The sequence below is a fragment of the Williamsia sp. Y844 genome, assembly GCF_056786475.1.
The window spans coordinates 592,066-605,503 of sequence record NZ_JBXCJB010000001.1 but is presented as its reverse complement, the minus strand read 5'-3'; the positions used below and the strand labels follow the sequence as shown (position 1 = coordinate 605,503).

The 13,438-nt window shown below is 67.0% G+C and carries 1 protein-coding gene (cut by a window edge); it reads left to right on the top strand.

From position 1 onward, the window contains the following. Positions 1 to 13,438: the final stretch of a non-ribosomal peptide synthase/polyketide synthase gene (locus AC1TQG_RS02905; protein WP_482135434.1), read on the top strand. 20,456 nt of this gene lie to the left of the window's left edge; 13,438 of the gene's 33,894 nt are visible here — the last part of the coding sequence; its start codon lies beyond the left edge, outside the window; it ends in the stop codon at positions 13,436 to 13,438.

Here is a 13,438-nt window from a genome sequence, read left to right as displayed (position 1 = left end):
CATCGTCACCATCACGCCGGCCCTGGCCGCCGGCGACCGCGTGACCATCGGCGCCCCGCTGCGTGGTGTCACCACCCGCGTCCTCGACTCGCGTCTGCGGGTGGTCCCGCGCGGCGTGGTCGGTGAGCTCTACCTGTCAGGTCCGGGTGTGGCCCGGGGCTACCACGATCGCCCGCAGATCACCGCGCAGCGGTTCGTGGCCGACCCCTACGGCGAACCCGGGGCGCGGTTGTACCGCACGGGCGACCTCGTCCGGTACAGCACCGATCCCGACGTGGCCCCGAACTCGCTGGAATACGTGGGCCGCAGCGACTTCCAGGTCAAGATCCGTGGCTTCCGGGTGGAACTCGGCGAAATCGACCGGGTCCTCGACGGCCATCCCGACATCGACTTCGCGGTCACGATCGGTACTGCCGGTCCGCAGGGCGACAACGTCCTGGTCTCTTATGTCCTGGCCAAGGGCAAGCGGGACCTCGACATCGAAGCACTCAAGCGCAGTGTCGGAGAGCAACTTCCGCAGCACATGGTGCCGACGGTTGTCATGTTGCTGGACGCGATCCCGCTCACGCCGATCGGTAAGCTGGATCGTCGGGCCCTGCCGGAGCCGGTCTTCAGCGTGGGCGAGCGGACGTACATCGCGCCACGCAATCAGATCGAGGCCACCCTGGCCGAGGTCTTCGCCGAGGTGCTCGGTGTCACCGAGGTCAGCATCGACGAGAGTTTCTTCGATCTCGGAGGCAACTCGCTCAGCGCCACCAAGGTGGTCGGGCGCGCCGGAGCCGCCCTCGGCGGCAAGATCGGAGTCCGTGAGCTGTTCGCGGCGCCCACCGTCGCCGAACTCGCGCAGCGACTGCAGTCCGAGGTCGGCGTGCGCACGCAGCGACCACCGCTGGTGGCGCGTCCGCGACCGGTTCGGATCCCGTTGTCGCTGGCGCAAACCCGGATGTGGTTCCTCAACCGATTCGATCCCGACTCGACCGCCTACAACATCCCGGCGGCGCTCACCCTCGTCGGCGAACTCGACCTGCCTGCACTACGGAAGGCCATCGCAGACGTGGCGGCCCGGCATGAGTCGCTGCGGACGATCTACCCCGATTCACCGTCCGGTCCTCATCAGGTGATCCTCACGCCGCAACAGGCGACACCTGAGATCGAGCTCCTCGAGACGGCCGAAGAGATGGTCGACGAGACGATGCGCGAGTTCGTCTCGCGTGGATTCGACGTGACCATCGCGGTGCCGGTGCGGATCGGCCTGTTGCGGGTCGACGCGACCCGGCATGTGCTGGCGATGGTCATCCATCACGTGGCCGCCGACGGTCAATCGGTGGCACCGTTTGTCGGTGACCTCGCGATGGCGTACGCGGCGCGGTCGCAGGGACAGAGCCCACGCTGGACACCGTTGGCGGTGCAGTACGCCGACTACTCGATCTGGCAGCGCGAACTCCTCGGCGACGAGAATGACCCGACCAGCCTGCTGTCGACGCAGATCGAGTTCTGGAAACGCAATCTCGACGGTGTACCCGATCAGCTGGAACTACCCACCGACCGGCCGCGGCCGCCGGTGCAGTCGCTGCGCGGTCGACAGCACGCGTTCACCGTCTCGGCGGATCTGCATCGCGGTATGGCCGACCTGGCACGCACGCGCGGCGCGAGTACCTTCATGGCCTTCCACAGCGCTTTTGCGCTGCTGCTCGCCCGTCTGAGCGGCAACACCGACATCACCGTGGGCACACCGATCGGTGGTCGTGGTGAGAGTGAGGTCGAGGGTGTCATCGGCATGTTCGTCAACACGCTGGCGTTGCGGACCGACATCGATCTCGGAGCGAGCTTCACCACGTTGCTCGACGCCGTCCGCGGCCGGGACGCAGAGGCGTTCTCCCACGCCGACGTGCCTTTCGAGCGTTTGGTGGAGGTCCTCAACCCGGTCCGGTCCACCGCGCATCACCCGATCTTCCAGGTCGGTCTGTCGTTCCAGAACATGGAGCGGTCCAGTCTGGAACTGCCCGGTCTGAGCATCGAACCGGTCGAATTGCCGGACGGTGTCGCGCAATTCGATCTGCAGCTGATCCTGTCCGACAACTATGACGACGCGGGCAGGCCCGTCGGTCTCGACGCGGTGTTCACCTATGCCGACGATCTGTTCGACGCGCAGACGGTCGACACCTTCGCAAGCCGTTTCCTCACGCTGGTCGGTGAGATCATCGCCGAGCCGTCCACCGCCGTCGGTGATCTGCCGATGTTGACCGAGCGGCAGCGTCACGAGGTACTGCGGGGTCGCAACAACACCTCGGTGGTGCTCACTCCCGGAACACTGCCCGGCCTCCTGCAGCAGTCGTGGGCGTCGAACTCCGATCTGGTCGCGATCGAGGGCGAGCACGGTCTGTCGGTGACCTACGCCGAACTCCGATCGCGGGTCAACGCCGCAGCCCGGATTCTGATCGACCGCGGTGTCGGTCCGGAAACGGTTGTCGGACTCGCCATCCCGCGTTCACTCGACCTCCTGGTCGGGATGTACGCGATCTCGATGGCCGGTGGCGCATACCTGCCCATCGATCCCGATCATCCCCTCGACCGGATCTCCTTCATCATCGACAGCGCGCAGCCGGTGATGGTGCTGGTGGCGGGGGAGCGGCCATCCGGTCTGCCCGAGGACGTCGAGGTACTGGATCTGACCGCGCTCGACACCTCGTCGGTCTCGGCGGATGCGATCGATGACAGTGCGCGGTTGGCGCCGCTGCGTCCGGAGAACACCGCGTACGTCATCTACACGTCCGGTTCGACCGGACGGCCCAAGGGTGTGGCCGTATCGCATGCGGCAATCGTCAACCAGCTCAACTGGATCAACGCCCAGTTCCGGCTCGGCACCGACGACGCGGTGCTACTGCGTACCCAGGCCACCTTCGACCTGTCGGTCTGGGAGTTCTGGTGGGCACCGGCCGCAGGCGCCCGTCTGGTGGTCGCCGAGCCGCAGGGGCATCGGGATCCGGTCTACCTCGCCGGGCTCATCGAGCGCACCGGCGTGACCGCTGTGACCTTCGTACCCTCACTGCTCGGGGCTTTCCTGTCGGACGCCCGGTCCGAGCAACTGACATCGCTGCGCCACGTGCTCTGCATCGGTGAGGCATTGACCCCCGATGTGGTGCACCGGTTCCGGCAGCTGACCGCCGGGGCCACCGCGCCGGAGTTGCACAACCTGTACGGGCCGACGGAGGCCGCGGTCAGCGTCACGCACCAACCGGTGCCTGCCACGATCGGTTCCGCGGTTCCGATCGGCCGTCCCGAGTGGAATACGCAGATCTACGTTCTCGACACCCGCCTGCAGCCGGTGCCCGACGGGGTGACCGGTGAGTTGTACCTCGCAGGCGCCCAACTCGCCCGCGGGTATCAGGGACGCAGTGACCTGTCCTCCGAACGGTTTGTCGCCAACCCGTTCGGCGGCAACGGAACCCGGATGTACCGCACCGGTGACCTGGCCCGCTGGGTCACGGTCGCCGGCGATGCCCCCACGCTCGAATACGTCGGGCGCAGCGACTTCCAGGTGAAGGTCCGCGGATTCCGCATCGAACTCGGCGAAATCGAGCGTGTCCTGCTGCAGTCGCCGCAGGTCGAGGCCGCCGTCGTGACCGTCCACAGCGATCCCCAGGTGGGGGAGCAGCTGGTGGCGTACCTGGTCACCGAAGGCACCGGAGCGCCGGACACCGGCGCGATCCTGGCGGCCGCCGCCGAGGAATTGCCCGCCTACATGGTGCCTGCGCTGGTGGTATCGCTCGACGGGCTGCCGCTGAACATCAACGGCAAACTCGATCGAAAAGCGTTGCCGGAACCGGTGTTCGCCAGCACCGAGGGCTATGCGCCGCCGCGCACGCCGGTCGAAGAAATCGTGGCATCGATCATCGCCGACCTGGTCGGTGTCGAACAGGTCGGAGTCCACGACAGCTTCTTCGTGCTCGGTGGCAACTCGCTGACCGCCACGCGTGTGGTGGCCCAGATCAACGCCGCGGTGGGATCGAATCTCGCCGTCCGTGACCTGTTCGTCGAACCGACCGTCGCCGGGTTGGCTGCATTGGCCGAGCGGGCCGACGGTGGCCGCGACCGACCACCGCTGGTGGCCGGGCCGCGTCCGGACCGGATTCCGCTGTCTCCGGCCCAGAGCCGGATGTGGTTCATCAACCAATTCGACACATCGTCACCGGCGTACAACATCCCCGCCGCGATCGCGATGTCGGGCGAGCTCGATGTGGCAGCGCTGCGCGCCGCTGTCGCAGATGTGGTGTCCCGCCATGAGATCCTGCGGACCCGGTACCCCGACGACGGCCACGGACCGCAGCAGCTGATCGTCGACGTCGACGACCTGCCCGAGTCGGCGTTGGCCCTCGAGCTCCACGATGTCGCCGACGACAACGATCTCCCCGTTCGGCTGCGGGCCCTGATCGGCATCGGATTCGATGTGACCGAGTCGATTCCGGTGCGGATCGCACTGTTGCGGCGCGAGGAGACCGAACACGTACTGGTGATGGTGATCCACCACATCAGCGGCGACGGCTCGTCGGTCGCACCGTTGGCCCGCGACATCATGGTCGCCTACACCGCCAGAACTGCAGGCAGCGAGCCCAGCTGGTCGGCGTTGCCGGTGCAATATGCCGACTACGCCCTGTGGCAGCGCGCGGTACTCGGCGAGGAAACCGATCCCGAATCCCTGGCCGCACGTCAGATCGGGTACTGGACAGAGCAACTCGACGGCATCCCCGATGTCATCGACCTGCCGCTGGATCGACCCCGGCCGCCGGTGCAATCGACGGCCGGAGCCGCCTTCGAGTTCGAACTCGATGCGACTGTGCGTGGCGGACTGCAGCGAGTGGCAGCGGGGCACCAGGCGACGATGTTCATGGTCTGCCATGCGGCGCTGGCCGTGCTGCTGGCCCGCTCCGGCACCACTGACGACATCGTTGTCGGTACGGCGATCGCCGGGCGCGGTGAAGCCGAACTCGATGATCTGGTCGGCATGTTCGTCAACACCCTGGTGTTGCGGACGCCTGTCGAGGCGGGTGAGCGGTTCAGTGATCTGCTGGCCCGGACCCGCAGCACCGACATCGCCGCGTTCACGCATACCGAGATCCCATTCGAGCGTCTGGTCGAACACCTGGCGCCGGAGCGGGAGACGTCCTACGCGCCGCTGTTCCAGGTCGCTCTGGCATTCCAGAACAACGAGCGGGCTGTGCTGGAGCTTCCGGGTATGCGCGTCTCGGGACTCGAATCATCCACACCGACAACCAAGTTCGACCTGCAGCTGACGCTCTCCGATACCGTCGACGAGGACGGCAACACCGGCCTGTCCGCACAGTTCACCTACGCCACGGCGTTGTTCGATCCCGAGACGATTGCGGCCCTGGCGCAGCGCTTCAGTGCGATCGTGGCGGCCGTGGCCACCGATGCCGACATCCGGGTTGGCGATATCGATCTGCTCGGGGCCGAGCAGCGGGCCGCACTCTCGCCGGTCACCGGGGCTCCGGATGTACCGCCGCGCACCATGATCGAGATCTTCGACGATGCGGTGGCCGCACACCCCGACGGTGTTGCCCTCGTCTGTGGCGACACCTCGGTGACCTACCGTGAACTCGACCGCCGCGCCGGCCGCCATGCCGCCCGGCTCCGCGATCGCGGTATCACCCCGGGTACGCCGGTGGCGCTCGCCATCGGCCGCTCCATCGAGTCCATGACCGCCTTCTGGGCGATCGTGAAGTCCGGCGGCGCGGTGCTGCCGATCGACCCGAATTATCCCGCCGAGCGCATCGAGAACATGGTCGCCGACGCGGACGTGCGGATCGGACTCACCACGGGCGACCTCGTCGACCGGCTTCCGCAGCGCACCACGTGGTTGCCGCTGTCGGAAGGCTCCGAGTCGGAGCTTGCCGAGACCGATGGTGCCGGCGCACCGGTCACGGTGTCGCTGGACGACCTGTCGTATGTGATCTTCACGTCGGGTTCGACCGGACGGCCCAAGGGTGTCGGCACCACACACCGTGGACTGGCCAATCTGATCGCCGAGATGGCGCCACGTTTCAACGTCACGAAGTCATCGCGGGTCCTGCATTTCGCGTCCCCGAGCTTTGATGCGTCGATCTTCGAGATCATGATGGCCGTGACATCTGCCTCGACCCAGGTGATCGCACCGCCGACGATCTTCGGTGGCTCCGACCTGGCGCGGCTGCTCGCCGACAACCGGGTGACACATGCCTTTGTGACACCCGCAGCCTTGGCCACCGTGCCGGCCGACGGCCTCGATTGCGTCGAGATGATCGCTGTCGCAGGCGATGTGTGCCCGCCCGAGCTGGTTCGGCGCTGGGCGCCGGGCCGCTCGATGTTCAACCTGTACGGACCGTCGGAGGCCACCATCTGGTCGACCTCGACCGCATCGATGGATCCGGAGATGCCGGTCACGATCGGCGGACCGGTCACCGGTGTCCGTGCGCTCGTGGCGGATTCGCGGTTGCAGCCGGTGCCGCTGGGCGTGGCCGGGGAACTGTATGTCTCCGGTGCCTCGGTCGGCCGCGGGTACCTCGGCAGGCCGGAACTGACGGCCGGTCGTTTTGTGGCCGATCCGTACGGTGAGCCGGGGGCGCGCATGTATCGCACCGGCGACGTCGTGCGGTGGAGGCAGCTGTCCTCGGGCCGGCTCGAGCTGGAGTTCCTCGGGCGTAGCGACCACCAGGTGAAGATCCGTGGTTTCCGGGTCGAACTCGGCGAGATCGATGCCGCGCTCGGCGATCACCCTGATGTCGACTTCGCCGTGACCATCGGGCACCGCCATCCGCACACCGGCCAGACGGTGTTGGTGGCATACGTGTACCCGCGCCCCGGTCGGAGCGTGTCGGTGGCAGATCTCGGTTCGGCTCTGGGGCAGCGACTTCCCGGACACATGGTGCCCTCCTCGATCACAGTCCTGGACTCGGTTCCGTTGACGCCGGCAGGCAAGTTGGATCGCCGAGCGCTACCCGAACCGGTCTTCAACGCGGACTCCGATGCCTATCGGGCGCCGAGCACCGACATGGAACGGCGACTGGCAGAACTGTTCGCCGACGTGCTGGGTGCCGAGCGCATCGGCGTCGACGACTCGTTCTTCGCGCTCGGTGGCGACAGCATCGTCTCGATCCAGTTGGTGTCGCGGGCCCGGGCCGCGGGCATCGTGTTCACCCCGCGTGATGTCTTCGACCGGCGGACCATCGCCGAACTGGCACACGTGGCCCAGTTCGAGGCAGACGCACAGATCCAGATGCTGGCCGAATTGCCCGGCGGTGGTGTGGGTTCGATGCCACTGACCCCGATCATGCGTTGGCTCGTCGACAGTCGGCGTGAGTACCGTGAGTTCTCACAGGCCAGCTTCCTCACCCTGCCCGCAGACCCCGGCGCCGACCGGTTGCTCGCCGCGCTCGGCGCAGTACTCGACCGGCACGACGCGCTCCGGTCCCGCCTGGTGTCCGGCGACGGACCGGCACATCTCGAGATCGGGGCCGTCGGCTCCATCGATCCGCGGTCGGTGCTGACCCGGGTCGAGTTCACCGCCGTGCCAGGGAGTCCCGAGTTCGTCGAGACGACCCAGGCAGCGGCGGCCGAGGCGATTGCGCGCCTCGATCCGGCGACCGGCTCGATGATCCAGGTGGTCTGGTTCGATCCCGCCCCGAACAGTCCGGCCGGTGTCACCGGACGGCTCTACGTACTCGTTCATCACCTGGTGGTCGACGGGGTGTCGTGGCGGATCCTGCTGCCCGACCTCGCTGTGGCCTGGGGCCAGAGCGAAAACGGCGGCACCCCACAGCTGGCCGAGGTCGGTACCTCGCTGCGCACCTGGGCCACCGCACTCGTAGATTCCGCCACGCAGCACAGCGACGAGATCGACTACTGGACAAAGATCGTCGAGACCGAAGATCCGGTCCTGGGTACCCGGCGCATCGATCCCGATCAGGACACCGCGGGCACCATCAAGCGAATCGACCTCGAGTTCCCCACCGCGGTGACCGAGTCGATGCTCACCGGCGTGAGTGCCACCTACCGCGGTGGCGTGAACGATGCGCTGCTGACCGCGCTGGCAATGGCCGTGCGGGCCTGGCGGTCTCGTCGCGGTTCGGATGCCGGCACCGTCCTCATCGATCTTGAGGGTCACGGTCGGGAAGAAGATGCGGTGGGCGGTGCCGACCTGTCACGTACCGTCGGCTGGTTCACCTCGATGTACCCGCTCGCGCTGGATCTGACCGGAATCGACCTCGAAGACGCGTTCGCTGGAGGGCCCGCTGCCGGCGGCGCCGTCAAAGCGGTCAAAGAGCAGCTGCTCGCGGTCCCGCAGGCCGGTATCGGTTTCGGTCTGCTGGAGTACAGCGGTGATGATCGGACCCGTGCGCTCGCCGACTACCGTGGTGCCCAGATCGGGTTCAACTATCTCGGCAGGGTAGCCGCCGGACATGACGACAACACCGATATGGCAACCGATTTCGGGTGGCAGCGGGCGAAAGATGGTGGCCCGCTCGGCGGTGCGCAGGATGCGGGTATGGTCGCGCCTGCCGTGCTCGGCATCAACGCCGTCACCACCGATCACCCCGACGGTCCACGGCTGTCGGCGTCACTGGCCTATGCCGGCGGGATCCTGGAATCCGACGACGTCCGCGAACTGGGTGACCTGTGGGCGCAGGCGGCCGCTGCTCTCGCGGTGCACGACCAATCGCCGGCCGCCGGCGGCCTGACCCCGTCCGATGTGCCCCTGGTCCGGATCGGACAGGACGAGATCGAGGCACTCGAGGGAGATTTCCCCACGATCGAGGACATCTGGTCGTTGGCGCCGCTGCAGATGGGCATGTTGTTCCACGCCGAGGTCGCCGATCAGCACGTCACCGACATCTACACCGCCCAGATCGTCTTCGACCTGGCAGGCGCGGTGGATACCGATCGGATGCGCAAGGCCGTGCGCGCGCTCATCGATCGAAACCCCAACCTGCGGGTGGGTTTCCGGCACGTCAAGGACGGTTCGCCCGTGCAGTTCGTGGCGGCCGGTGTCGAGGCACCGTGGCAGCTCGTCGATCTGTGCGCCGAATACGGTGACGATCGCGCCGCTGCCGACCGCGAGGCCGAGCGCCTGCTGTTCGAACATCGCAGCGCCCGGTTCGACATGTCGGCGCCGCCACTGGTGCGCGTGATGATGTTGCGGATGGGGCCGGACGAGGGCGGCCAAGAGCGTTACCGGATGTCGATGACCAACCATCACATCCTGCTCGACGGTTGGTCTGGGCCGCTGCTGATGGAGCAACTCTTCGTCCTCTACGCCACCGGTGGGGACGACACCCATCTGCCGCGGAACCGGTCGTACCGCGACTTCCTGGTCTGGCTCGCCAAACGTGACCCGACCGCGGCGATCTCGTCGTGGCAGCAGGCGCTCGACGGACTGGAGTCGCCGACGCTGCTGGTCGCCGACACCGTGGCCGCCGATGCCGGTGACACCGTGCCGATCGAGATGGCGCTCGACATCAGTCCGCGTACGTCGAGCGGTCTGGCCGACCTCTCGCGGGAGCGCGGCATCACGATGAACACGTTGGTGCAGGCTGCCTGGGGCATCGTGCTCGCACGGACGCTGGGTAGCGACGACGTGGTCTTCGGTGCGACGGTCTCGGGCCGGCCGCCTGAGGTGACCGGCGTGGAATCGATCCTCGGACTGTTCATCAACACGATCCCGGTGCGGATCAGGCTGGGCGAACGCGAGACGATCCTCGGACTGCTCGAACGGATCCAGTCCGAGCAGGCAGGGCTGCTCGACGCCCACCATGTCGGTCTGCCGACCATTCAGCGTTCCGCCGGCCTGCCGGTGCTCTTCGACACGTTGACGGTCTTCGAGTCGTACCCGGTCGATCGGACCCGTCAGCAAACGGAGTCCGGCATCGATGGCATGTTCATCGCGGGAGCACAGATCAACGACGCCTCGCATTACCCGGTTACGGTTCTCGCACAGTCGGATCCGGATCTGGCGCTCACGCTGAAGTATGTCCCGGCGCTGGTGGCCGGTGACCGGGCGGAGACGCTTGCGCGCCGGATCGCGGCGGTCCTCGACACCATCGCGCAGGCGAGCTGGACGCCGGTGCGTGAGCTGGACTTGCTGGACCAGGACGAAGTGACTGCGCAATTGCAGACCTGGAACGCCACCGATCGGCAGATCCCCGACCGCACCGCGATGCAGCTGTTCGCCGATCAGGTGAAGGCCACGCCTTCTGCAATCGCCTTCCAGGACAACAGCACCGAACTGACATTCGCCGAGTTCGACGCGCTGACGAACCGGCGTGCCCGGGCCCTGATCGCTCAGGGCATCGGACCCGACAGCATTGTCGGCATTGCGATGCAGCGCGGGCTCGAACAGGTGGCGACGGTCTACGGAATCCTCAAAGCCGGCGGGGCGTACCTGCCGCTGGACATCGAGGGCCCGGACGACCGGTTGCGGACCGTGGTGAGCGATGCCGGCGTGCGTTGCGTCGTCGCAAGCGCTGATCTGCTGAGCCGTCTGCGGTCAGTACTGCGCGGTGTTGTCTGCGTGGATCTGACGGCACCCGATCTGCAACCATCCGATGCGAGTGCACTCCGGGACACCGAGCGGCGTGGACGCATTCATCCGGAATCGCTTGCGTACGTCCTGTTCACCTCCGGGTCGACCGGTCGCCCCAAGGGTGTCCAGATCACCCAGCGGGCGTTGGTCAACCAATTGCGGTGGATGGCCGCCGAACACCACTTCTCGGCCGACGACGTCGTGCTGCACAAGACGCCGTTCACCTTCGACGCCTCGGTGTGGGAGATGTTCGCACCGGCTCTGGTGGGTGCCCGCACGATTGTGGCCCCACCGCAGGCACATCGGGACGTCGACGAGCTCGTGGCACTGATCGCCCGCCATGCGGTGACGATCGTGCAGTTCGTGCCATCGGTGCTGACAGTCTTCTCACAGCTGGCCACACCCGAGACCGTCTCGACACTGCGGCTGGTGTTCAGCGGCGGCGAGGCGCTGCCGCTGCCGCTGGCCACACGGGTTGCCGCACTCGCAGATACGCGAGTGGTCAACCTGTACGGACCCACCGAGGTCACCGTTGATGCCACGTCGCAGGTTGCGGCGACCGGTGCCACTGAGCAGGCCATCTCGAATGTCGAGGCCGACATCACCCCGATTGGCGCGCCCGTGTGGAACACCCGGACCGTGGTGCTCGATCGCTGGTTGCGTCCCTGTGTGGTGGGAGCTGTTGGTGAGCTTTATCTTTCCGGGCAGCAGCTCGCCCGCGGATACCTCGGACGGCCGGATCTGACCGCTGAGCGGTTTGTGCCGTCGGTCCACGGCCCGGCAGGTTCGGTGATGTACCGGACCGGCGACCGGGTGCGGCGACTACCCGACGGCACCCTCGACTACGTCGGACGTGTCGATTTCCAGGTGAAGGTGCGCGGCCTGCGCATCGAACTCGAAGAGATCGAAACGGCGTTGGCCCGCCACGACACGGTCGAGCAGGCCGCTGCCGTCATCCATACCGACGGGGGCCGCCAGCAATTGGTGGGCTACGTCAGCCCACGCGCCGGACACGATGTCGACCCGGCCGCGATACGCGAACACGCTGCGCGAATGTTGGCCTCGTACATGGTGCCCCAGACGATCGTGGTGCTCGACGAGTTCCCGCGTGGACGATCCGGCAAGATCGCCCGCCGCGAATTGCCGTTGCCCGAGGCCGTCTCGACGGCCGGGCGCGCCCCGGAGACCGAGTACGAACGACTGCTCTGCCAGATCGTCGCCGACGTCGTCGGAGTCGACGAAGCCGGAGCCGATGACTCGTTCTTCGAGCTCGGAGGCGACAGCATCATGGCGATGCAACTGGTGAGCCGGGCGCGCAGTGCCGGCCTGAGGTTCACCGCCCGGGACGTCCTGGAGTTGCGCACCATCGCCGCACTGGCCGCGGCCGCATCGACCACAACTGCAACAGCAACTGTCGGCGAGATCCCGGGAGATGTTGCCGCCCATACGCGTATCGCACCGTTGAGTCCGGTTGCCGCGAAGATGATCGAACGCGGTGGCGACCACCGCCGGTTCGTGATGCCGATGGTTGTCAACCTGCCCGTGGGTGTGACCGAAGACGACATCGTCGCGACGATGAGTGCGGTGACCGATCAGCACGACGCGCTCCGCTCGCGGCTGGACAGCGATGAACGCACTCTGGTGATCGCTCCTGCCGGTGGCGTCGACGTCAGGTCGCTTCTGTCGCGGGTGGAACTCGCCGGTGATGCACATCCGGGAGAGCCGGGATACCAATCCGCACTGCGTGATGCTCTGTTCGACGGTGTCGACCGCGTGGATCCCGAGGCCGGGGTCATGCTGCAGTTCGTGTGGCTGGACGCGGGTCCGGACGCCACCGGCCGGTTGCTCATCGTTGCCCACCACCTCGTCGTCGACGCGGTGTCGTGGCGGATCCTGGTCGCCGACATCGCAACTGCGGGTTCGCAGGTCTCTGCCGGTGGGGCAGTGGATCTACCGGATGCCGGCACCACCTGGACCGAGTGGTCCGTCGCACAGCACGCCCAGGCCGGATCTCGCCGCGGCGAGCTCGACCACTGGTCGGCGGTGCTCGGTGGGGAGGACCCGGCTCTGGGTGCGCGCCGTCTCGACGTCACCCGGGATCGGGTGGACCTGCAAAGCCGCACGGAGGTCGAGATTCCGGCCGAGATCGTCGAGCCGCTGTTGGCGGCGGCAGGCGCCGATGTCACGGTGGCCGACCAGTTGGTCGCCGGACTCGCGGCAGCCGTTGTCGGGTGGCGACGCGATCGTGGTTACCAGATCAACAACGCCCTGCTCACACTCGAGGGTCACGGCAGGCAGGAAGCGGTTGTGCCGGGTGCCGACCTGTCCCGGACCGTCGGCTGGTTCACGTCGATGTTCCCGACCCGGATCGACCTCGACGGCATCAACATCGAAGAGTTGTACGCCCGGGCAGAAATCGCCGAGGACGTACTCACCCGCACCCGGGAGGCCATGGCGGCCAACCCGGAGCGCGGGATCGGATACGGGATGCTGCGCTATCTCGATACCGAAGGCGCCCAGGCTCTCTCGGGGTTCGCCGACCCGCAGATCGTCTTCAACTACATCGGTTTGATCCCCGGCGGCGGTGACGTGCCTGCCGAGGTGGCCCGCGCGCCGTGGTTCCCCGACGTCAACGGTCCGGATCTGGGCAGCACCGATGACGCCGAGGTGATCGCACGTGGCAACCGGATGCCGGCACAGGCAGAAATCGACATCCAGTCGATGGCCACCGCAGGGCCGGACGGGACCGTGGTCCGCGCCTACGTGACCTATCTGCCGGACGTACTGGACCGCGACGATCTCGATGAGTTGGTCGCGCACTGGATATTGGCACTGCGGGCCCTGGCCGAACGCTCCGTTCACTGA